This window comes from Micromonospora globbae (assembly GCF_003610785.1).
Taxonomy (GTDB): domain Bacteria; phylum Actinomycetota; class Actinomycetes; order Mycobacteriales; family Micromonosporaceae; genus Micromonospora; species Micromonospora globbae.
On sequence record NZ_RAQQ01000004.1, the window covers coordinates 212,975 to 235,060 of the forward strand.

General features: G+C 73.6%; 20 protein-coding genes. 10 read left to right on the forward strand and 10 right to left on the reverse strand.

Annotated elements, in window-relative coordinates:
* The first annotated feature begins 147 nt into the window (after window positions 1–147).
* Complete coding sequence (locus tag D7I43_RS07200) at window positions 148–1,731, forward strand: acyl-CoA mutase large subunit family protein (RefSeq protein ID WP_120327603.1); 1,584 nt, start codon at window positions 148–150, stop codon at window positions 1,729–1,731.
* 645 nt (window positions 1,732–2,376) lie between these two features.
* On the forward strand, window positions 2,377–3,639 hold the full coding sequence (locus D7I43_RS07205) for an amidohydrolase (protein ID WP_120327604.1): 1,263 nt from the start codon (window positions 2,377–2,379) through the stop codon (window positions 3,637–3,639).
* On the opposite strand, the gene D7I43_RS07210 is transcribed toward D7I43_RS07205, so the two are convergent.
* The gene (locus D7I43_RS07210; protein WP_120327605.1) at window positions 3,593–4,537 is read right to left on the reverse strand and encodes a DUF4349 domain-containing protein; all 945 of its coding nucleotides are present in this window, start codon (window positions 4,535–4,537) and stop codon (window positions 3,593–3,595) included. The genes D7I43_RS07205 and D7I43_RS07210 overlap by 47 nt on opposite strands.
* 114 nt (window positions 4,538–4,651) lie before the next feature.
* Here D7I43_RS07210 and D7I43_RS07215 point away from each other — a divergent pair, with 114 nt between their 5' ends.
* From D7I43_RS07215 to D7I43_RS07230, 4 genes are all read left to right on the forward strand, one after another.
* Window positions 4,652–5,278: an MBL fold metallo-hydrolase gene (locus D7I43_RS07215; RefSeq protein ID WP_120327606.1), complete on the forward strand. Its 627-nt coding sequence runs from the start codon at window positions 4,652–4,654 to the stop codon at window positions 5,276–5,278.
* A 4-nt stretch (window positions 5,279–5,282) separates the two neighbouring features.
* Entirely contained in the window at window positions 5,283–6,239 is a 957-nt protein-coding gene (locus tag D7I43_RS07220; RefSeq protein WP_120327607.1) for a coiled-coil domain-containing protein, read from the forward strand.
* Between the two features lie 85 nt (window positions 6,240–6,324).
* Entirely contained in the window at window positions 6,325–7,086 is a 762-nt protein-coding gene (locus tag D7I43_RS07225; protein WP_120327608.1) for an SCO6745 family protein, read from the forward strand.
* A gap of 145 nt (window positions 7,087–7,231) precedes the next feature.
* On the forward strand, window positions 7,232–8,200 hold the full coding sequence (locus tag D7I43_RS07230; RefSeq protein WP_120327609.1) for a GNAT family N-acetyltransferase: 969 nt from the start codon (window positions 7,232–7,234) through the stop codon (window positions 8,198–8,200).
* Window positions 8,201–8,272: 72 nt separating this feature from the next.
* Here the strand turns inward: D7I43_RS07230 and D7I43_RS07235 are convergent, their stop codons facing one another.
* Complete coding sequence (locus D7I43_RS07235; protein WP_120327610.1) at window positions 8,273–8,728, reverse strand: gamma-glutamylcyclotransferase; 456 nt, start codon at window positions 8,726–8,728, stop codon at window positions 8,273–8,275.
* 106 nt (window positions 8,729–8,834) lie between these two features.
* Here D7I43_RS07235 and D7I43_RS07240 point away from each other — a divergent pair, with 106 nt between their 5' ends.
* Window positions 8,835–10,238, forward strand: coding sequence for an NAD(P)H-quinone dehydrogenase (locus D7I43_RS07240; RefSeq protein WP_120327611.1), 1,404 nt, complete (start codon window positions 8,835–8,837; stop codon window positions 10,236–10,238).
* Here D7I43_RS07240 and D7I43_RS07245 read toward each other — a convergent pair.
* Both D7I43_RS07245 and D7I43_RS07250 read right to left on the reverse strand, forming a co-directional pair.
* The gene (locus D7I43_RS07245; RefSeq protein WP_120327612.1) at window positions 10,216–10,926 is read right to left on the reverse strand and encodes a DUF998 domain-containing protein; all 711 of its coding nucleotides are present in this window, start codon (window positions 10,924–10,926) and stop codon (window positions 10,216–10,218) included. The genes D7I43_RS07240 and D7I43_RS07245 overlap by 23 nt on opposite strands.
* Before the next feature lie 126 nt (window positions 10,927–11,052).
* Window positions 11,053–11,649: a DedA family protein gene (locus D7I43_RS07250; protein WP_120327613.1), complete on the reverse strand. Its 597-nt coding sequence runs from the start codon at window positions 11,647–11,649 to the stop codon at window positions 11,053–11,055.
* Window positions 11,650–12,270: 621 nt separating this feature from the next.
* Between D7I43_RS07250 and thrS the strand changes: the two genes are divergently transcribed.
* Window positions 12,271–13,485 (forward strand): threonine--tRNA ligase, encoded by a 1,215-nt coding sequence (gene thrS, locus D7I43_RS07255; RefSeq protein ID WP_120327614.1) that lies wholly within the window; start codon window positions 12,271–12,273, stop codon window positions 13,483–13,485.
* Window positions 13,486–13,490: 5 nt separating this feature from the next.
* On the opposite strand, the gene D7I43_RS07260 is transcribed toward thrS, so the two are convergent.
* Genes D7I43_RS07260 through D7I43_RS07275 form a run of 4 tightly spaced genes read right to left on the reverse strand, consistent with a single transcriptional unit; the run spans window position 13,491 to window position 18,220 of the window.
* Window positions 13,491–15,542 carry an ABC transporter ATP-binding protein gene (locus tag D7I43_RS07260; RefSeq protein ID WP_120327615.1) on the reverse strand — a complete coding sequence of 684 codons (2,052 nt, stop codon included), beginning with the start codon at window positions 15,540–15,542 and terminating at the stop codon, window positions 13,491–13,493.
* The gene (locus D7I43_RS07265; RefSeq protein WP_120327616.1) at window positions 15,539–17,272 is read right to left on the reverse strand and encodes an ABC transporter ATP-binding protein; all 1,734 of its coding nucleotides are present in this window, start codon (window positions 17,270–17,272) and stop codon (window positions 15,539–15,541) included. The genes D7I43_RS07260 and D7I43_RS07265 overlap by 4 nt, the downstream gene beginning before the upstream one ends.
* Window positions 17,266–17,748, reverse strand: coding sequence for a MarR family winged helix-turn-helix transcriptional regulator (locus D7I43_RS07270; RefSeq protein ID WP_240032834.1), 483 nt, complete (start codon window positions 17,746–17,748; stop codon window positions 17,266–17,268). Before D7I43_RS07270 ends, D7I43_RS07265 begins: the two co-directional genes overlap by 7 nt.
* A 25-nt stretch (window positions 17,749–17,773) precedes the next feature.
* The gene (locus D7I43_RS07275; protein WP_120327618.1) at window positions 17,774–18,220 is read right to left on the reverse strand and encodes a DoxX family protein; all 447 of its coding nucleotides are present in this window, start codon (window positions 18,218–18,220) and stop codon (window positions 17,774–17,776) included.
* Window positions 18,221–18,307: 87 nt separating this feature from the next.
* On the opposite strand from D7I43_RS07275, the gene D7I43_RS07280 reads away from it, so the two are divergent.
* Window positions 18,308–18,871: a TetR/AcrR family transcriptional regulator gene (locus D7I43_RS07280; RefSeq protein ID WP_120327619.1), complete on the forward strand. Its 564-nt coding sequence runs from the start codon at window positions 18,308–18,310 to the stop codon at window positions 18,869–18,871.
* 115 nt (window positions 18,872–18,986) lie between these two features.
* Here D7I43_RS07280 and D7I43_RS07285 read toward each other — a convergent pair whose 3' ends face one another.
* Window positions 18,987–20,426, reverse strand: coding sequence for a GuaB1 family IMP dehydrogenase-related protein (locus D7I43_RS07285; RefSeq protein ID WP_120327620.1), 1,440 nt, complete (start codon window positions 20,424–20,426; stop codon window positions 18,987–18,989).
* 96 nt (window positions 20,427–20,522) lie between these two features.
* On the reverse strand, window positions 20,523–21,119 hold the full coding sequence (locus tag D7I43_RS07290) for a LysE/ArgO family amino acid transporter (protein ID WP_120327621.1): 597 nt from the start codon (window positions 21,117–21,119) through the stop codon (window positions 20,523–20,525).
* A 68-nt stretch (window positions 21,120–21,187) separates the two neighbouring features.
* Between D7I43_RS07290 and D7I43_RS07295 the strand changes: the two genes are divergently transcribed.
* Window positions 21,188–22,084: a LysR family transcriptional regulator ArgP gene (locus D7I43_RS07295; RefSeq protein WP_120327622.1), complete on the forward strand. Its 897-nt coding sequence runs from the start codon at window positions 21,188–21,190 to the stop codon at window positions 22,082–22,084.
* The last annotated feature ends 2 nt before the right edge of the window (window positions 22,085–22,086 follow it).

The following is a 22,086-nucleotide window of genomic DNA, read 5'->3' on the forward strand; positions in this document are numbered from 1 at the left end:
TTCCGACGCCCGATGCGAAAGCCGACGCTCGGACGTTTATCGAAGTGAACGGTGCGTACCCGACCGTTCACCTGCCGTCGACCGACGCGGACGCAGTGTGCGGAATCCCTCACCCGCAGCCGCCGCGGCTCGTCCTACCATCCGGTGATGAGCGAACGGCGGTCAAGCGAATCCGGCTTCCCCATCAAGGGCGTCTACACGGCGGGCGACCTTCCGGATGACCTGGACGCCCGGCTCGGCGCGCCGGGCGAGTTCCCGTACACCCGCGGGGTCTACCCGACGATGTACACGTCCCGCCCGTGGACGATGCGCCAGTACGCCGGCTTCGGCACCGCCACCGAGTCCAACGCGCGCTACCACCAGCTGCTGCGCGCCGGCACCATGGGTCTCTCCGTCGCCTTCGACCTGCCGACCCAGATGGGGTACGACTCCGACGACCCGATCGCGCACGGCGAGGTCGGCAAGGTCGGGGTCGCCATCGACTCCATCGAGGACATGCGGCTGCTCTTCGACGGCATCCCGCTGGACAAGGTCTCCACCTCGATGACGATCAACGCGCCCGGCTCGGTGCTGCTCCTGCTCTACCAGCTCGTGGCCGAGGAGAACGGGGTGCCCGGGTCCGCGTTGAACGGGACCATCCAGAACGACATCCTCAAGGAGTACATCGCCCGCGGGACGTACATCTTCCCGCCGAAGCCGTCCCTGCGGCTGGTCGCCGACACGTTCGGCTACTGCCGCAAGGAGGTGCCGAAGTGGAACACCATCTCCATCTCCGGCTACCACATGGCCGAGGCGGGGGCGAGCCCGGCGCAGGAGATCGCGTTCACCCTGGCCAACGGCGTCGAGTACGTCCGCGCGGCGCTCGCGGCCGGGCTGGCCGTCGACGACTTCGCGCCACGGCTGTCGTTCTTCTTCGTGGCCCGGACGACCCTGCTCGAGGAGGTCGCCAAGTTCCGCGCCGCACGGCGGATCTGGGCCCGGCTCATGCGCGACGAGTTCGGGGCGAAGAACCCGAAGTCGATGATGCTGCGCTTCCACACGCAGACGGCGGGCGTGCAGCTCACCGCCCAGCAGCCGGAGGTCAACCTCGTGCGGGTCGCGGTGCAGGGGCTGGCCGCCGTGCTCGGCGGCACCCAGTCGCTGCACACCAACAGCTTCGACGAGGCGATCGCGCTGCCCACCGAGAAGGCCGCCCGGCTCGCGCTGCGGACCCAGCAGGTGCTGGCGTACGAGACCGACCTGACCGCCACCGTCGACCCGTTCGCGGGCTCGTACGTGGTCGAGGCGATGACCGCCGAGATCGAGGAGGCGGCCACCGGGCTGATGGACCGGGTCTTCGAGTACGGCTCGGCGGTGGACGCCATCGAGGCCGGGTTCCAGAAGCGCGAGATCGAGCAGTCGGCGTACCGGATCGCCCAGGAGATCGACTCGGGTGAGCGGGTGGTCGTGGGGCTCAACCGGTTCCAGATCGACGAGGAGGAGCCGTACGAGCCGCTGCGGGTGGATCCCGCCATCGAGGCGGCGCAGGCGGAGCGCCTGGCCGAGCTGCGGCGTACGCGCGACGCGGGCGCGGTGCAGCGGGCCCTCGCGGAACTTCGGGCGGCGGCGTCCGGCACCGAGAACGTGCTCTACCCGATGAAGGAGGCACTGCGCGCCCGCGCCACGATCGGCGAGGTCTGCGGCACGCTGCGTGAGGTGTGGGGCCAGTACCGGCCCAGCGACCGGTTCTGACGGCCGCACCGGCCGGCTCCGCTCCGCGGCCGGCCGGCTCCGCTCCGCGGAGCTGTCGTGTTTCCGCTGGTCAGACGCTCGATCGCGGGCTCTGGAAGGCGCTACAGTCGGAAGTCCGGTTCCCCGGCACGGCGGGCTCTCCGCCGGTCCGGGCGGCACGCGCGACGCGGCCGTGCCGCCGCCGGTCCGGCTCGGGCGACGCGGCCCCGACGGATCCGGCGTGTGCCCGCGAGGTTTGCGGGTACCCCGGCCGGGTGAACGGGAACGGACACCCTGTGCGCTCCTGTCGCACTCGTACATGTGAGCGTCTGTTCCGGCTCGTTGCGGAGCGTGGTCGGTTAATTGGCGGACTGTCAGTTAATCAAGCCGACTAATGCGACAATTCGCAACGAAGGCCCGAGAGGGTGCGCGCACATTCGTGACCGCCGAATCGGTTACGCGTTGTAGGAGGTGAGGCGGCCGATGGCAGCGTCCGAACGCGATCTACCTGCGGTCCCGCGGCTCTCCGAGCGCTCCCAGCAGGGCATTCGTGACGCTGTGCGCTCCGATCATTACCGGAACGAGGTTGCGCAGCGTCACCGGCGGAGGTCTAGGCTGTCTGCTGTTCATGATGATCCATCCATTCCTAGTGAACGAGAATTCGACGTGACGAGTGCGTTGACGCTGCCGACCGGCAGCCAGCTGGCGCCACCGTGGCCGGAGGCGCCGTCCGGGTCCCAACCGTTGCCCTTCGAGCTGGACCAGTTGCTCGCCCTCCGCGTACCCGGGCTCATCGCCACCCGCCGTCACATCCACGCGCACCCGGAGCTGTCGGGCAGCGAGTTCGACACCGCTGCCCTGGTCGCCCGGGAACTCTCCCTGGCCGGGCTGAACCCGCGGATGCTGCCGAAGGGCAACGGCGTGCTCTGCGACATCGACGGCCGCCCGGACGGCCCGGTGGTCGCCCTGCGTGCCGACATCGACGCGCTGCCGCTCACCGACGTCAAGGACGTGCCGTACCGCTCGACCGTGGACGGCGTCTGCCACGCCTGCGGCCACGACGTGCACACGACGATCATGCTGGGCGTGGGCATGCTGCTGGCCCAGCTCGCCGAACGCGGCGAGCTGAACGGGCGCGTCCGGCTGATCTTCCAGCCGGCCGAGGAGATCCTGCCCTGCGGCTCCCTGGAGGTCATCGAGGCCGGTGGCCTGGACGACGTGGTGCAGATCTTCGCGCTGCACTGCGACCCGAACCTGCCCGTCGGCCGCATCGGCCTGCGGGTCGGTCCGATCACGGCGGCCGCCGACAACGTGACCGTCCGGCTGACCGGCCCCGGCGGGCACACCGCCCGGCCGCACCTGACCGTCGACCTCGTCGACGCGCTCGGCCGCCTGGTCACCGAGGTGCCGGCGCTCGTCGGCCGCCGGGTGCCGGCCAACAGCGGCCTGCTGCTGGTCTTCGGCCACGCGTCGGCCGGCACCCGCTACAACGTCATCCCCACCGAGGCGTGCGCGGCCGGCACCCTGCGGGTGATGGACCGCGACACGTGGGAACTCGCCCCGAAGATCGTCGGTCAGGTCGTCCGGGACGTCATCGCGCCGACCGGCGCCACCGTCGACCTGGAGTACCTGCGGGGCCGTCCGCCGGTCAGCAACGACGCCAAGGCCATCCAGATCCTCACCGCCGCCACCACGGCGGCGCTCGGTCCGGACGGCGTGGCGGAGACGCCACAGAGCATGGGCGGCGAGGACTTCTCCTGGTACCTGGAGTACGTCCCCGGCGCCCTGGCCCGGCTCGGCGTCGGCCGGTCCGGCCCCAACGTCGACCTGCACCGCGCCACGTTCGACGTGGACGAGCGGGCCATCCCCGCCGGCATCCGGGTCATGGTGCAGACCGCGCTGCGGGCACTGGAGGCGGCGGCGCGCTGACCGGCGGCGTCTCCCGGCGACGCCGCCGCCGGCGCAGCACCACCATCAGCGCCGTCAGCGGTACGCCGAGCGCGACCAGCCACGGAAGCACCGCGCCGAGCACGGTCAGCAGGACGTTCAGCGAGGTCACGAACACCTTCCAGCCGCCGCGCAGCCCGGTCAGGAAGCCCAGCTCCGTCTCCTCGCTGGCCTCCGTCGTGCTGGCACCCGACCCGACCAGGCTCAACGTGATGGTGGAGAGCGCCGTGAGGTCGGCGAGACGGCGCTTCTTCGCCTCCAGCGACGCCAGGTCGGCCTCCCGCTTGGCCAGCTCGCCCTCCAGCGACACCAGGTCGCTGATCGTGGTCGCCCGGGCGAGCAGACGGCGGCCGTTCTCCACCCGGGCGCGCTGGGTGGCGATGCGCGCGTCCAAGTCGACCGTCTCCTCGGTCACGTCCTCGGTGTGGATCTCGCGCCGTTCCTGCCGGCCGAGCCCGGCCAGCTCGTCGACGACCGCCGTGAACCGCGCCGCCGGGACCCGCAGCTCCAGCTCGGCGCTGGCGTCGTCGGCGGTGCTGTGCCGGCGGTCGCCGCCGACGAAACCGCCCGCCGCGGTGACCGCCTCGACGGCGCGCCGCGCGGCGCCGTCCACATCGTCCACCCGTACCCGCAACGTTCCCGTGTAGATGATCGACCGCTGGTCGACACGCAGGTCCGGTGAACCCGCGCCGCTCGCCGGGGGAGCGCCGGCCCCGCCGCGCTCCACCGTCCCGCGTTCCGGAGCGCCGGCGGCCGGGGCGGCGTCCGAGGCCGCGCGGTCGTCACCGCCGGCTGAACTGCACGCGCCCACCGCCACCATCGCCGCCAGCCCGAGGGCCACCACGGCCGCGCCACGACCCCGCCTTCTCCGTACGTCCATCCCCGCTCCCATCTCCGCTCACCCGGTGGGCGATACCTCGGACGTGGCGCGCCAGCACGCCGGTTCCGGCAGACTGCGCTGAGGACGTCACGATTCGATAATCGAGGAGTCACGATGCAGCTCACCAAGTACGCCCACTCCTGCGTCCGGGTGGAGCACGACGGGGGAGTGCTCGTCATCGACCCCGGCGTGTTCAGCGATCCGGCGGCGCTGGACGGGGCGGACGCGGTGCTGATCACGCACGAGCATCCCGACCACCTGAACGCCGAGGCGGTCACCCGGCAGCTCGAACGGCGGCCCTTCACGGTGCACGGCCCGGCCGCGCTCTCCGCCCCGCTCGGCGACGCGGCCGAGGTGCTGCGGCCGGTCCAGCCCGGCGAGTCGTTCACGGCGGCCGGGGTGGCGATCCGCGCGTACGGCGGACGGCACGCGGTGATCCACCCGGACATCCCCGTCGTCGAGAACCTGGGGTACCTGATCAACGACGTGGTCTACCACCCGGGCGACTCCCTCGTGGTGCCGGACGTCCCGGTCGACACGCTCTTCGCCCCGATCCACGCCCCCTGGTCGAAGTTCTCCGAGGTCGTCGACTTCATCCGGGCGGTGGCCCCGCGCCGGGCGTACGCCCTGCACGACGCGCTGCTCAACGACAACGGGTACGCCGTGCTCGACCGCCAGTACACGGCGCTGTCCCGCACCGACTACCGGCGGCTGGAACCCGGTACCCGGCTGGACGCCTGAGGCGATGCCCGGCCCCTCGCCCGAGCTGCTGCACCAGCTCTACACCACGCCCCCCGACCGGTTCGTGGCCGCCCGGGACGCCGCCGTCGCCGACGCCCGCCGCGCCGGTGATCCGGCCACCGCCCGGCAGATCGCCCGGCTGCGGCGGCCCACCGTGGCCGCGTGGCTCGTGAACCTGCTCGCCATCCGGCGCCCCGAGCTCGTGGCCGACCTGGTGCAGCTCGCCGAGGCGCTCCGCTCCGCCCAGCGCGAGCTGCGCGGCCCGCGGCTGCGGGAGCTGTCCGCGCAGCGGCGCGCCGTGGTGGGCGCGCTCGTCGCCGAGGTGCGCAGGCTGGCCTCCGAGGAGGAGGGAGCGCCGGCGGCCGGGAAGCTGCCGCTCGCCGAGGTGGAGGCGACCCTCAACGCGGCGCTCTCCGATACCGAGGTTGCCGAGCAGGTGCGGGCGGGCCGGCTGCTCCGGGCGGCCAGCTACGCCGGCTTCGGCGAGGTGCCCCGCCCGCAGTTGCGCCTGGTCACCGGCGAGGAGGAGGAACGTCCGGCCCGGCGGGAGACCGGCCGGGCGCCCGCCCAGCGCGCCCCGGGCGGGCGGGCGGCCGAGCGCGCCGCGGAGCGGGCCGAACGGGAGGCGCGTGCCGAGCGGGCGCGGCAGCGGCGAGCACTGGAACGGGAGCTGGCGAAGGCGCGTACCGAACAGGAGCGGGCCGAGTCGGAGCTGGCGGAGGCGACGACGGCCGAGCGCGACGGCGCCGCCGCGCTCGACCGGATCGAGGCCGAGCTGGCGGAGCTGGAGCGGCGGCGTGCGGTCGCCGAGCAGGAGCTGAGTCGCGCCAAACTGGCCCGGCGCGGGGCCGAGCGGGCCCTCACCGCGGCCCGGCGGCGCACCGGCGAGGTCGAGGCGGCCGTGGAGGCCCTCGACGCCGAGGAGGGGGATGCCGGGACGGGCGGTGGCGAGGCAGACTGACGTCGATGGACGGACGTGGGGAACGGGCGGGCGGGCCCGCGCCGGGCGGCGGACGGCCGATCGGTGGTCCGCACGGGCGGCGCCGATGACGCCCGAGCAGATCGCCGCGGCGAGCAAGCCGATGGTGCTCGACATCGGAGACGCCTTCACCCGCTGCCCGGTGACCCTGCGGCGGGCCCGGCTGCTCGGCATCTCGGGATGGGCCTTCTACGTCACCGGCCGTGCGGGGGTGCTCGGCGACGTACGTGCCGAGACGGCGGCCGCCGCGCTCGGTTTCCTCGCCCCGGACGCGGTGGCGGACGGCTGGGAGGGCGCGGCCCGGACGGTCCGCCCGTCCGAGGTGGCCGCCGCGACGCTGGCCGAGTGCTGCCGGTGGGGCTCGGAGAACCTGGACGACGCACCGCGGGTGGAGCGGCTCGTCAACCTGCTGGAGCGTACGGTCCACGCGGCGGACGGCAGCGGCCTGCCGCTCTTCGCCGCCGGGCGGGCCATGCCGGTGCCCGGACGCAGTGCGGGGGCCCGGGCCGCCGCGGCGCTGCGGTTGCTGCGCGAGTACTTCACCGGCGCGTACCTGCTCGCCGTCCGCGCCAGCGGGATGACGCCGCGGGAGGCGGTGCTCGCCGGGCCGGAGGGGGAGGCCGGCGCCATGGCGTGCGGCTGGCCGCCGCCGTATCCGCCGGTGGGGCCGCTGGTCCGGCGGCGGTTGTGGGCCGAGGCGGTGACCGACCGGCTGGCCGCGCCGGCGTTCGGGGCGCTCGGACCGGTCGACGGCGTGGAGCTGGTGGACCTGCTGGCCGCCGTCCGCGCGCACCTGGGCACCGCGGTCCGCTCCCACCCGGCCGCCTGACCCGGGGACCCACCCGGTCGATCATGAGGTTGGTGCCGCGACACGCCGTGGCGCGGGGCGACAACGTCATGATCACGGTGCGCAAGGGGGCCCGCGGGCGGTAATTCGGAGGCGTGCGGCCGCGCGCGCTGTCAGGATCGGCGCCGTGACCCTTCCCGCTGGCTGGAGCGCGCGCCGGCCCACCCTCGACGACGTGCCGGCGATCCTCTCGGTGGTCCACGCCGCGGACACCTTCGCCGTCGGCTACCCCGACTTCGACGCCGCCGACGTCGAGGCGGCGCTCACCGCCCCGTACGTCGACCCGTCCCGCGACTCCTGGCTGGCGCTGGACCCGGAGGGCGCGGTCGTCGGCTGGGCCACCCTCGACAACCCCACGGGCGTCGGGCGGGAGTTCGTGGAGGTCTACGTCGACCCGGAGCGGGGCGCGCACGTACGGGGGCCGCTACTGGTCCGTCAACTCCAGCGGGTCGCCGAACGCGCCGCCGAGCGTTCCCTGCCGGCGCTCACCGTGCGCTGCGCGGTCTTCGAGCCGGAGCGGGACTGGCAGCGCATCCTCACCGACGCCGGCTTCTCCCTGGCCAAGCGCTACGTCCGGATGCACCGGTCGCTGGCCGACCTGCCCGCCGAGCCGCCCCCGCCGCCCGGCGTGACCGTTCGCCCGGTCCGCCCCGACGACGAACGGGACCTGCGCGACTTCCACCGGATCTTCGACACGGCGTTCCGGGACACCCCCGACTACGAGCCGCTCGGCTACGCCGAGTGGCGCAAGAAGATCACGCAGCACGGCACGACCTGGGACGAGTGGTTCGTGGCCGAGGTCGACGGGGTGGCGGCCGGCGCGTTGCAGTCGTCCGACCAGGCGCTCGACCAGAACGAGGGTTTCGTGCGGAGCCTGTCGGTGCTGCCCGCCTACCGGCGCCGGGGGGTGGGCGCCGCGCTGCTGCGTCGGGCCTTCACCGGGTACGCCGAGAAGGGCCGGACCTCGGCCGGCCTGGGGGTGGATCTCACCAACCCGACGACCCCGCTGTCGCTCTACCGTTCCGTCGGCCTGCGGGAGACCCGCTGGACCGACATGTACGAACTCGTGGTCCCGGCCGCGGCGTCGGGTGTGTGATGGACGACCCGGGCGGGGGCCGACGAGCCGCCGGCCCGGGGCCGGGAGCAGACTGGGCGTGTGCGATACGCGCTACGCCGACGCGGTGCCGGTGGGGCGGGACCGCAGCTCGGTGACGTAGTCGTCGGGCGCGCCCGCCTTCTCGGCGGCGTTCGCGATCTCCGACAGGTACCACGAGGTCGGGAGGCCGCCCTCGTACCCGTCGAAGACGTAGATCCACGCGGTCACGTCGCCGTCGAGGGTGGAGATCCGTACGTGCAGCTTGCGGTAGGTGCCGGACGTCACACCCTCGATCTCGTCGAGCTGGGCGGCGTCGTACGGGTGGATGTCGTAGAGCGCCACGAAGACCCGGTCGCCCGGGGACTCGACCACCGTGCTGACGGCGCCCTCCCAGCCGATCACGTCCTCGCCGGCGAAGGTCAGCCGCCAGCCCTCGAGCCAGCCGGTGCCCACCATCGGCGAATGCGGGCAGTAGGCGCGCATCCGCCCGGGGTCGAGGTTTGAGCCGTAGGCGGCGTGAAGACGCACGGCGATGACGATAGCCCGGCGGACGGGTGGGGGAGAATACGACGGTGCGTGTCGGACAGGTTCGGGAGAAGAAAGTCACTGTGAGCATCGACGAAGGGCGAGCGCTGTGAGCCGGATCGTGATCATCGGCGGCGGGCCGGCCGGCTACGAGGCGGCCCTGGTCGCCGCACAGCTGGACGCCGACGTGACGGTCGTGGAGGCCGAGGGTGCCGGTGGAGCCTGCGTACTGTCCGACTGCGTGCCGTCCAAGACGTTCATCGCCAGCTCAGAGGTGGTGACCGGCTACCGGGACACCGAGGAGTTCGGCGTCCACTCCGACGGGCTGGAGGCGGTCACGGTCGACGCGCAGGCCGTGCACCAGCGGGTCAAGCGGCTCGCGCTCGCCCAGTCGGCCGACATCCACGCCAAGCTGGTCAAGGCCGGGGTCACGTTCGTGGCGGGCACCGCCCGGCTCGGCGAGGACACGCTCGGTCACACCCACCGCGTGGTGGTGACCCCCGCCGACGGTGGCGCGGAGTACACGATCGACGCCTCCACCGTCCTGGTCGCCACCGGCGCCACCCCCCGCCAGCTGCCCACCGCCGTCCCCGACGGCGAGCGGATCCTCACCTGGCGCCAGGTGTACGACCTGCCCGAACTGCCGGAGCACCTGATCGTGGTCGGTTCCGGCGTGACGGGCGCCGAGTTCGCCAGCGCGTACCTCGCCATGGGGATCGAGGTCACCCTGGTGTCCAGCCGCGACCGGGTCATGCCGCACGAGGACGCCGACGCGGCCATGGCCATCGAGCGGGTCTTCCGCACCCGGGGCATGAGCATCCTCAACAACTCGCGCGCCGACGCGGTCCGCCGTACCGAGGCCGGCGTCGAGGTCGAGCTCTCCGACGGCCGCAAGGTGTACGGCTCGCACGCGCTCATCGCGGTCGGCTCCGTCCCCAACACCGCCAACCTGGGGCTCGCCGAGTACGGCGTCGAGCTGGCCCCCGGCGGCTACGTGACGGTCGACCGCGTGTCCCGGACGAACGTGCCCGGCATCTACGCCGCCGGCGACTGCACCGGGGTGCTGCCGCTGGCCAGCGTCGCGGCCATGCAGGGCCGGATCGCGATGTGGCACGCGCTCGGCGAGGCGGTCCGCCCGCTGCGGCTGCGGACCGTCGCCGCGAACGTCTTCACCGACCCGGAGCTGGCCACGGTGGGTGTCTCGCAGAACGAGGTGGACGCCGGCAAGGTGCCAGCCCGTCAGGTGATGCTGCCGCTGGCGGGCAACGCCCGGGCCAAGATGGCCGACCTGTCCGACGGCTTCGTGAAGCTCTTCTGCCGTCCCGCCAGCGGCCAGGTGATCGGTGGCGTCGTGGTCGCCCCGAAGGCCAGCGAGCTGATCCTGCCGATCACCATGGCGGTGGAGAACAACCTCACCGTCAACGAGCTGGCCCAGACGATCACGATCTACCCGAGCCTCTCGGGGTCCATCACCGAGGCCGCCCGCCAGCTCATGCTCCACGAGCTGGAGTGACGACCGGGCTGTCCCGCCGCACCGGACGCGGCGGCACCGGGCTCGTCCGTGCCGGGTGTCGCCGTCCGGCCGCGACGAACCCGCGCCGCTGCCCCGCCGCGACCAGCCAGAGCGCCACGGTGGCGAGCAGACCCACCTCGGTGAGGATGAGCAGCCGCTCCACCAGGCCGATGAGGACGCGTCCGCCGGGGTAGGCGGACCAGACCATCGCCCCGGCGAGGGCCAGGCTGGCCAGGGCGAACCCGCGCAGCCACCGCCCGGCGCCCGGCAGCGGCCCGGCGAGCAGCCAGCCGGCGGCGGGCAGGGCGAGGAAGGCGACCACCGAGGCGTACCGGTGGACGTAGGCCGCGGTGTCCATGGGCAGCCCGGGCTCGTTCGTCGGCACGACGGCGGCGAGCAGCAGGCCGCCGCCCCAGACCGCGAGCAGCGACTGCGCCCACCGCCGCCGGGCGGCGGACGCCGAGCCGTACGCGCGGTGCAGCGGGGGCAGGAGCGCGGCGGTGGCCACGGCGAGCACCACCATGGCCGCGTCGATCACGCCGCCGCGGTCCGAGACGGCGAAGTCGCTGACGGTCAGCGACCAGGGGGACAGGTCGTCGTTCGCCTCGAGGTGGCCGATCACGGCGAGCACGGCCGCGAGGGCGATGCCGCCGAGGGCCAGGAGGCCGGCACTGCGGGTTCCACGCATGCCAGAAGCCTGTCGTCCGGGGCACCCGAAGCGGATCGGGGCGCGTCACCGAAATCGTTCCCCGGGACCACCCCTACGTGGACCGGTCGCCGGTGGGCGGGACGGCGGCTGGCGGCGTGGCCGCGTTCAGTCGGCGCGGGCCCGGCGGGCGGTGACGACCGTCATCACCCAACCGGCCGCGGCGAAACCGGTCGCCGCCACGGCGGCGATCACGGCGAGGCGCCAGGTCGACGAGGCCAGGGCGCTCCCGCCCAGGTGCCCGACCAGCGCCCCGTACGTGGCCCAGCCCAGCGCGGCGGCCGTCTCGTACAACAGGAAGTGGCGGTACGGGTAGTGGCTGCGGCCGGCCGAGAAGCAGGCCGCCATCCGGCCGCCGGGTACGAACCGGCAGAGCAGGATCACGAGCGGCCCCGGGCGCCGGAGGCCCTGCGTGACCCGGTCGGCGACCCGCCGGGCCCGGCTCGGCTCGCCGTGCCGTGGGAGCCGACGCTCCGGCGCGAGCCGCCCGATGAGGTAGCAGGCGAGGTCTCCGGCCAGCACGCCGGCCGTGCCGACGGCGATCGTGAGGGACAGGTCGAGGCCGCCGTAGACGGTGAGCGCCCCACCGGTGATCATGATGGCCTGGGTGGGGATCACGGGAACGAACGCGTCCACCAGCAGCAGTCCGAGCAACGCGAGGTACGCCCATGTCGGCGACGCGACGTCAGTGAGTAGTTCGGGCACGCCTGCCACCTCGGATGGGGCCGATCGGATGCACTGAGCCTGACGGCGTGTCGGACGTCACCTCGGACAGCCCCGGCCGGTGGTGACCATGGACACGGCAGGGCCACCCCTGTTCAACGAGCCTCTGCCGCCCCCGGTGACGGTCGGCGGATCGGCGCGCGTGCGCGTACCGTTGTGCGGGCGTGGCCCGCCTTCCGTCGGGTCCCCCGTTTCCGATGGGCGGGCCGCTGCGGGCCGCCGGCAGGTCCCGTGCCGGCGGCCCGCCTCCGTCCCGGGCCGCGCCTCCATCCGGGGCCGGGCCTTCGTCCTGAGCCGGGCCTCCATCCGGGGCCGGGCCTCCGTCCTGAGCCGGGCCTTCGTCCTGAGCCGGGCCTTCGTCCGGGGCCGGTGGCCGCCCGGCCGCCGCCGGATCGGGCCCCGCCACAAATGCGGGTGCTCCGCCTGCGGCCTCCGCGTACCGTCACCGCATGCACAGTGCGGGCCTGACGACGACGCCGGGAGACCCCGGCGTCCCGCACTGACGTTTCCGTCCACGCGGCCCCGGGGCGATCCGCCCCCGAGGGCCGCGCGGCGTTCGGTGACCAGGTCGCCTCCGGGTCGTACCCGACCAGGGAGAGCGACATGATCGACCACCGTAGGCTCGGCCGGGAGCTGGAGCTGTTCGTCTCCGACCCCCTCGCGGGCGCCGGGCTGCCGATCTGGCTGCCGGCCGGTGCCGCCGCCCGGCACGCCGTCGAGGAGTACGTCCGGGAGCTGGAGCGCCGTGCCGGCTACCAACACGTCTACTCGCCGCCGCTGGGCAAGCGCGAGTTGTTCGAACGCTCCGGCCACCTCGGCTACTTCGCCGAGGACATGTTCCCGCCGATGCGGCTCTCGGCCGACGACGAGTTCGTGCTCCGGCCGGCGCTCTGCCCGCACCACGCGCTGGTGTTCGCCGCCCGCGGCCGCTCCTACCGGGAGCTGCCGTTGCGCATCGCCGAGCTGGGCGGGATGTACCGCGCCGAGCGGTCCGGCGTGCTCGGCGGGCTCTCCCGGGTGCGCGCCATCTCGCTGAACGACGCGCACAACTTCTGCGCCCTGGAGCAGGTGGGGGAGGAGGTCGGGGAGATCCTCCGGCTGATCCGCGAGGCGCACGCCGCGCTCGGCGTCCGCCCGGCCGGCTTCCGGCTGTCGCTGCGCGGGCCGGGACAGCGGTACGTGGGGGACGACGCCCAGTGGGCCCGGGCCGAGGAACTGCTGCGCGACGCCCTCGCCGGGATGGCGTACGCGGAGGCGCCCGGCGACGCCGCCTTCTACGGGCCGAAGATCGACATCCAGATCGTGGACGCCGCCGGCCGGGAGTCGACCCTCGCGACCGTGCAGCTCGACTTCGACAAGCCGGAGCGGTTCGACCTGTCGTACACCGACCGGGACGGCTCGCGGCGGCGGCCCGTCATGGTGCACCGGAGCCTGGTCGGCAGCATGGAGCGGCTCTTCGCGTACCTCATCGAGGTGCACGAGGGCGCCTTTCCCGCCTGGTACGCGCCGGTCCAGCTCGCGGTGCTGCCGGTCGGGCCCGGGCAGGCCGCCGCCGCGGCCGACCTCGCCCGTCGGGGCGAGGCGGCCGGGCTGCGGGTCGAGGTTGACGCGGACGGATCGTTGGGGTCCCGGGTCCGGGACGCGGCCCGCCGGCGCGTGCCGTACGTCGCGGTCGTCGGCGCCCGGGAGGCGGCCGGCGGGCGGGTCGCCCTGCGGCTGCGCGACGGGCGCGAGCTCGACCCGATGCCCGTCGCCGCCGCGCTGGAGCTGGTCACCGGCGTGGTGGCCGCCCGCTCCGCCGACCTGCTGCCCCACTGACCCGCTCACACCGGGAGCGCCCCCTGTGCCGGCACCGGCCGGCGGGGGGCGTCACCGGGCTCGTCCTCCTCGGTGAGCGCCTGCGTGAACTGCGACTGGTAGAGCCGGTGGTACGCGCCCCGGGCCGCCAGCAGCTGCTCGTGTGTGCCCTGCTCGACGATCCGGCCGTTCTCCATCATCAGGATCAGGTCGGCGTCCCGGATGGTGGAGAGCCGGTGCGCGATCACGAAGCTCGTCCGGTCCGAGCGCAACGCGGCCATGGCCCGTTGCAGCAGCACCTCGGTGCGGGTGTCGACCGAGCTGGTCGCCTCGTCGAGGATGAGCAGCGACGGCTCGGCGAGGAACGCCCGGGCGATCGTGATGAGCTGCTTCTCGCCCGCGCTGACGTTGTTCCCCTCCTCGTCGATGACCGTGTCGTAGCCGTCCGGCAGGCTGCGGACGAAGCGGTCCACGAACGTCGCCCGCGCGGCGGCGATGATCTCCTCCTCCGTGGCGTCCGGGCGGCCGTAGGCGATGTTGTCCCGGATCGTGCCGCCGAACAGCCACGTGTCCTGCAGCACCATCCCGATCCGGCCGCGCAGGTCGTCGCGGCGCATCGTGGTGATGTCCACGCCGTCGAGGGTGATGCGGCCGGCGTCCAGCTCGTAGAAGCGCATGATCAGGTTGACCAGCGTGGTCTTGCCGGCGCCGGTCGGACCGACGATCGCCACGGTGTGGCCCGGCTCGGCGACCAGCGACAGGTCCTCGATCAGCGGCTTGTCCGGCTCGTAGCGGAACGACACGTGCGAGAACTCGACCCGGCCGCGCGGCTGCGTCACACGGGCGGGTTCGGCCGGGTCGGGGCTCTGCTCCTCGGCGTCGAGGACGGCGAAGACCCGTTCCGCCGAGGCCACGCCCGACTGGAGCAGGTTGGCCATCGACGCCACCTGGGTCAGCGGCTGCGTGAACTGCCGCGAGTACTGGATGAACGCCTGCACGTCGCCGAGGCTCATGGCGCCGGACGCGACCCGCAGCCCGCCGACCACGGCGATGGCCACGTAGCTCAGGTTCCCGATGAACATCATCGACGGCATGATGATCCCGGAGATGAACTGCGCGCCGAAGCTGGCCTTGAACAGCTGCTCGTTCTTCTCGGTGAACGCGGCCTCGACCTCGCGCTGCCGTCCGAAGACCTTCACCAGCTCGTGGCCGGTGAACGCCTCCTCGATCTGGCCGTTCAACTCCCCGGTGTGCGTCCACTGGGCGATGAACTGCTTCTGCGACCGTTTGGCGATGCGCTGCGTCACGAGCACCGACAGCGGCACGGCGACCAGCGCCACCAGCGCCAGCAACGGCGAGATCCAGAACATCATGCCGAGCACGCCGACCACGGTGAGCAGCGACGTGAGGAGCTGGCTGAGCGTCTGCTGGAGGCTCTGCGAGATGTTGTCGATGTCGTTGGTGACCCGGCTCAGCAGCTCGCCCCGCGGCTGCTTGTCGAAGTAGGGCAGCGGCAGCCGGTTGAGCTTGTCCTCCACGTCGGCGCGCAGCTTGCGTACGGTCCGCTGCACCACGCCGTTGAGCAGCCAGCCCTGCCACCACATGAGCAGGCTCGCGGCCAGGTAGAGGGCCAGCGCCAGCAGCAGCACCCGCCCCAGCGCGTCGAAGTCGATGCCGGCGCCGGGCACCGGGTCCATCCGCGCCAGCATGTCGGCGAAGGCATCGTTGCCGCTGGCGCGGGCCGCCGCGACGGCCTGCTCGGTGGTGGAGCCCGCCGGAAGCTGGCGACCGATCACCCCCGTGAAGATGAGGTCGGTGGCGTGGCCGAGCACCTTCGGCCCGATGACGCTGAGACCCACGCTCAGCACGGCGAGCGCGATGATCGCGCTGAGCTGGAGCCGGTGCGGCCGCAGCCGCCCGAGCAGCCGCCGCGCCGACGGCCCGAAGTTCATCGACCGCTCCGCGGGCATGCCGGCGCCGAACGGACCGCCGCCACGGTGACCGCCGGGCAGCCGCCGCGGCGTCCGCCCGTCGCCGGCCGGCTTCTGCGCGGGTACGGCCGCGCTGCGCTCGCTCATGCCGGCACCTCCGCCGTCTGCTGCGAGGCGACGATCTCGGCGTACGTCGGGCAGCTGTCCAACAGTTCCTCGTGTCGTCCCATCCCGACGACTCCCCCGTCCTCGAGCACGATGATCTGGTCGGCGTCGACGATCGTGGAGACCCGCTGGGCCACGATCACCACGGCGGCGTCCGCGGTGACCGGCCGCAGGGCCGCCCGCAACCGCGCGTCGGTGCCCAGGTCGAGCGCGGAGAACGAGTCGTCGAACAGGTAGATCTCCGGTTTCCGGACCAGGGCCCGGGCGATGGCGAGTCGCTGGCGCTGGCCGCCGGACACGTTGGTGCCGCCCTGCGCGATCGGGGCCTCCAGCCCGCCCGGCATGCCGGCCACGAAGTCGGCGGCCTGGGCGATCTCCAGCGCGGCCCAGAGCTCGTCGTCGGTCGCGTCCGGGTTGCCGTAGCGCAGGTTGCTCGCCACCGTGCCGGTGAACAGGTACGGCCGCTGCGGCACCAGCCCGATGCGGCGCCACAGGTCCTCCGGCTTCAGGTCGCGTACGTCGATTCCGTCGACCAGGACGGCGCCGGCGGTGACGTCGACCAGGCGCGGGATGAGCGACAGCAGGGTGGTCTTGCCCGCCCCGGTGCTGCCGATGATCGCCGTGGTGGTGCCCGGCGTCACCCGGAAGGAGATGTCCCGCAGCACCGGCTCGGCCGCGCCCGGGTACTGGAAGCGCACGTCGCGCAGCTCCAACTCGGCCCGGGTCGGCACCTCGGCGACCGGTGTCGTGGGCGGCACCACGGACGTGTCGGTGTCCAGCACGTCGACGATGCGCTCGGCGCAGACGGCGGCCCGGGGCACCATCATGAGCATGAAGGTGGCCATCATGACGGCCATCAGGATCTGCATAAGGTACTGGAGGAACGCGGTCAGCGCGCCGACCTGGATGGCCCCGGAGTCGACGCGCTGGGCGCCGAACCAGAGCACGGCGACGCTGGAGACGTTGAGCACCAGCATCACCACCGGGAAGATCAACGCCATGAGCCGGCCGACCCGCAGGGCGGTGTCGGTCAGTTCGGCGTTGGCCGTCCCGAAGCGCCGCGTCTCGTACGGCTCCCGGACGAACGCCCGGACCACCCGGATGCCGGTGATCTGCTCCCGCAGCACCCGGTTCACCGCGTCGATCCGGGTCTGCATGAGCCGGAACCCGGGCACCATGCGCCGGATGACGAGCGCGAGCGTGACGGCGAGCACCGGTACGCAGACGAGCATCAGCCAGGAGAGCCCCAGGTCCTCCCGCAGGGCCATCACGACGCCGCCGACGCTCATGATCGGTGCGGCCACCAGCATCGTGCAGCTCAGCAGCACGAGCATCTGCACCTGCTGGACGTCGTTGGTGGAACGGGTGATGAGGGAGGGCGCGCCGAAGTGGGCGACCTCGCGGGCGGAGAAGCGGTTCACGTGGCGGAAGATCGCGGCCCGGACGTCCCGGCCGAAGCCCATGGCGGTGCGGGCGCCGAGGTAGACGGCGGCGATCGAACAGACGATCTGGACGAGGCTGACCAGCAGCATCCAGCCGCCGGTCCGCACGATGTAGCCGGTGTCGCCCACGGCCACGCCCCGGTCGATGATGTCGGCGTTCAGGCTCGGCAGGTAGAGCGACGCCATGGTGCCGACGAACTGGAGCAGCACCACCGCGGCGAGCGGCTTCGGGTACGGGCGCAGGTGGTCGCGGAGCAGTCGGATCAGCACCGCGGACCTCCCGGCTCGTCGGTGGGTTCGGTCATACGCGGGTCCTCTCCACTACCGATGACCTCCAGCAGGAACTCGCGGATCACGGCCGCCTTCGCGGGGTCGGCGTCCACGGAGGTGAGGGGCCTCCCGGAGCGGATGAGGGCGGTGAGCGCCGCCACCCGTTCCCGCCCGGCGGGGGTGACGGCGAGGCGCACGCTGCGCCGGTCGTTGTCGTCGCGCTGCCGCTCGACGAGCCCGTCACGTTCCAGGGTGTCGACGATCCCGGTCAGCGTGGCGGGCCGCACGAAGCACCGCTGGGCCACCTCGCGGTGCGGGAGCGGGCCCTGGTGGGCGAGCGTCATGAGCGTGACCATGCCGGCCTGGGTGAGGTTGAACCTCTCCGCGAGGAAGCGGTTCCAGCGCTGGCTGACCACGTGACCGGCGAGCGCGACGAGCCGGCCCATCGGCACGTCGCGGAGGGTTACGAGATCCACGGGAGGTAGATTAGCTCCCTGATCGTCAGGGGCCAAACGAAATAACGGCGGCCGCCGTCACGAACAGGACCTGCAGTGCCGTACGCGGGACCAGCGGCGTGACCGGCTGGCCGGCGAGGGTGAGCCGGCGGCGGGCCGCCGAGACGTTCGCCGGGAACATGGCGATCATCAGCAGCCCGAGCGCGGCGGCCGCCCACCGGGCCGTGGCCGGGACGAGCAGCGCCGCCGCGCCCGCCAGTTCCAGGACGCCGGTCACGGTGACGAGCAGGCCCGGGCGGGGCAGCCGGGGCGGCACCATGGCGATCAGGCCGGACCTGCGCGGCTCGGCGAAGTGCGCGAATCCGGTGAGCACGAACATCAGGGCCAGGCCGACCCGGAGGGCGGGCGGCCAGGCGTCCAGGGGGTCGACCCCGACGAGGCCGGCGATCCGGGCCAGCACGGTGCCGGCGACGAGTGCGATCAGGGGTGCCACGGAGTCCTCCTCGCGGGGGTAAAACTTGTCGGTGACAAGATTGCGTGCCGGAGCGGCATCTTGTCAATGGCAAGATATGCTCGCCGCATGACTCCGACGCGTGGTTACCATCACGGCGACCTGCGCCGCGCACTGCTCGACGCGGCGGTGGAGGTGATCGGCGAGTCCGGCCCCGCCGCGCTCAGCCTGCGCGACCTGGCCCGGCGGGCCGGCGTCTCGCACGCCGCGCCCGCGCACCACTTCCGCGACAAGGCCGGCCTGCTCACCGCGCTCGCCGTCCAGGGCTTCGACCTGCTCGCCGACCGGCTGCGCCGTGCCGGGGACGACCTCCTCGAGGCCGGCGTCGCGTACGTCGACTTCGCGGTCCGGCACCGCGCGCACTTCGAGGTGATGTTCCGCCCCGACCTCTACCGGGCCGACGACCCGGAGGTACGCGCGGCCAGCACCCGGGCCGGCGACGTCCTCCGCGAGCGGGTGGCCGGCCTGTCGGCGCGCGACGGTGGACCGGGCGATCCCGGGCGGGACTCCCTCGCCGCCTGGTCGATCGTGCACGGCTTCGCCACGCTCTGGCTGGCCGGGGCGCTGCCGGACCGCCTGGGCGGCGACCCGCGGGAGGCCGCCCGGGTCGTGATCCGCCGGCTGTTCGAGTAGCGGGCGCCTGCCCGCCGGGGCGGCCGGCCGGTTCCGCGCCGGGGCGCCGAGCGCCTCCGCGCAGGCGGCCGCCGGCCGGCTGCGCGCCGGACCGGCGGCCGCCGTGCGTCGCGCCTCACCAGCTGGTCGGCAGCGGCATCCCCTCGGTGTAGCCGGCCGCGCTCTGCACGCCGACCACGGCCCGCTCGTGGAACTCCGTGAGGTTGCGCGCGCCCGCGTACGTGAAGGCGCTGCGCACGCCCGCGATGATCTCGTCGATCAGATCCTCGACCCCCGGCCGGTTCGGGTCGAGGTACATCCGGGCCGTCGAGATGCCCTCCTCGAAGACCGCCTTGCGGGCCCGATCGTACGGGCTGTCGTCGGCCGTGCGCGCGCTGACCGCCCGGGCCGACGCCATGCCGAAGCTCTCCTTGTACCGACGCCCGTCCGGGTCGGTGTAGAGGTCGCCGGGGGACTCGTAGGTGCCGGCGAACCAGGAGCCGATCATCACGTTCGAGGCGCCGGCGGCGAGCGCGAGCGCGACGTCCCGCGGGTGCCGCACGCCGCCGTCGGCCCAGACGTGCCGGCCGAGCGCCCGGGCGGCGGCCGCGCAGTCGAGCACGGCCGAGAACTGGGGTCGCCCGACGCCGGTCATCATCCGGGTCGTGCACATGGCGCCCGGTCCGACGCCGACCTTGATGATGTCGGCGCCGGCCTCGATGAGGTCGCGTACGCCCTCGGCCGTGACCACGTTGCCGGCCGCCACCGGGACGCCCGGGTCGAGCGTGCGGACGGCCCGCAGCGCCGAGATCATCCGCTCCTGGTGGCCGTGCGCCGTGTCCACCACGAGGGTGTCCACGCCCGCCTCCAGCAGCGCGGCGGCCTTGCCGGTGACGTCCCCGTTGATGCCGATCGCCGCGGCGATCCGCAGGCGTCCCCGGTCGTCGAGCGCCGGCCGGTAGAGGGTGGCCCGCAGCGCGCCCTGCCGCGTGAGCACGCCGACCAGCCGCCCGTCCGGGTCGACCACCGGGGCGAGCCGGCGGCGGCCGGCGGAGAGCCGGTCGAACCCGGTACGCGGGTCCGCGTCCGCGGGCACCGTGTGCAGCTCGGTCGACATCACGTGCCGCAGCTGGGCGAAGCGGTCCACTCCCACGGTGTCCGCCTCGGTGACCACGCCGAGGGGCCGGCCGGCGTCGTCCACCACGATGACCGCGCCGTGCGCGCGCTTCGGCAGCAGGTGGATGGCGTCCCCGACGGTGTCCGTGGGACCGAGCGTGATCGGCGTGTCGTACACCAGGTGCCGCTGCTTGACCCAGGCCACCACGTTCGCCACCACGTCGATCGGGATGTCCTGCGGGATGACCGCGATGGCGCCGCGCCGGGCCACCGTCTCCGCCATCCGCCGGCCGGACACGGCCGTCATGTTCGACACCACGAGCGGGATGGTGGTGCCCGTGCCGTCGCTGGTGGCGAGGTCGACGTCGAGCCGCGAGCCCAGGTCGGAACGGGACGGCGCCATGAAGACGTCGTTGTAGGTCAGGTCGTGCGCGGGAACCGCGCCGTGTAGGAACCGCACCCGCACATCATTCCCGCCGTGCGCCCATCGTGCCGCCGCTGGTAGCGGAAAACACCTCCGGCGGGCGGTGCTGCCCGCGTGACCGGCGCCGGCTGCTCAGCCGGCCAGCAGCGCCACCGCGAGCACGGCCATCAGCAGGGCGATCACGCCGTCGAGCAGCCGCCAGGCGGTCGTACGCGCCAGCAGCGGCGCGAGCCGGTGCGCGCCGACGCCGAGCGCGGTGAACCAGACGGCGCTGGCCAGGGCCGCGCCCACGCCGAACACCCAGCGGTGCGGATGCTGCTGCGCGATCCCGCCGAGGAGCAGCACGGTGTCCAGGTAGACGTGCGGGTTCAGGTAGGTGAAGGCGAGGCAGGCCGCCAGGGTCGCGCCCAGGGTCGCCGGCGGTCGTTCGGTCGGCAGCAGCGCACCGGGACGCAGGGCGCGGCGGGCGGCGAGGACCGCGTAGCAGAGCAGGAACGCGGCGCCGCCCCAGCGGATCGCGGTGAGCAGCACGGGTCGACCGGTCACCAGCGTGCCGACGCCCGCGATGCCCGCGCCGATGAGCAGCGCGTCCGAGGCGGCGCACGTGAGGACGACGGGTACGACGTGCTCGCGGCGCAGCCCCTGGCGCAGGACGAAGGCGTTCTGTGCCCCGATGGCGACGATCAGGGCGATGGAGACCGAGAAGCCGGCGACGGCGGAACTGAGCACGCACCGACGGTAGGAGACGACCGACCTTCAGTCGAACTAAAGATTTTGAGGTCGATTAAGCTGAACTGATGGACGGCCTCGACTCGACCCAGCTGCGTACGCTCGCCGCGGTGGTCTCCGAGGGCAGTTTCGAGGCCGCGGCCCGGCTGCTGCACATCACCCCGTCCGCCGTGAGCCAGCGGGTCAAGGCCCTGGAGGAGACCGTCGGTCAGGTGCTCGTCCGGCGGGCCCGCCCCTGCGCGGCCACGGCGGCGGGCGCCCCGCTGCTGCGTCTCGCCGGGCAACTCGTACTCCTGGAACGGGAGGCCCTGGCCGACGCGCGCGGCCCCCTCACCGGCGGCGGAGCGCGGACCCGGCTCGCCGTCGTCGTGAACGCCGACTCGCTCGCCACCTGGTTCCCGGCGGCGCTCGCCCGGCTGCCGCGGGGGTTCGAGCTGTCCTTCGACATCCGCCAGGACGACCAGGACCACACCGCCGAGCTGCTGCGGGACGGTGTCGTGACGGCGGCCGTGACCGCGCAGCGGGAGGCGGTCCAGGGCTGCCGGGTACGCCGGCTCGGCGCCATGCGCTACCGGGCCCTGGCCACGCCCGAGTTCGCGGCGGCCCACTTCGCCGACGGGCTCACCCCCGCGGCACTGGCCGGCGCGCCCGTCGTGGTCTTCGACCGCAAGGACCGGTTGCAGCACCGCTTCATCCGTACGGTGACCGGGCGGACGCTCGACCCGCCCGTGCACTACGTGCCGTCGGTGCCGGCGTTCAGCGAGGTCATCCGGCTGGGCCTCGGCTGGGGGCTGGTGCCCGAGCAGATCGCCGAGGACGACCTGGCCTCCGGGCGCTGCGTCGACATCGCCCCCGGCCGGCAGGCGGACGTCCCGCTCCACTGGCAGCACTGGCGGCTGGAGTCGGCGGCGCTGAACGCCCTCACCGCCGCCGTACGCGAGGTGGCCGCCGGCGCCCTCCGCTGACC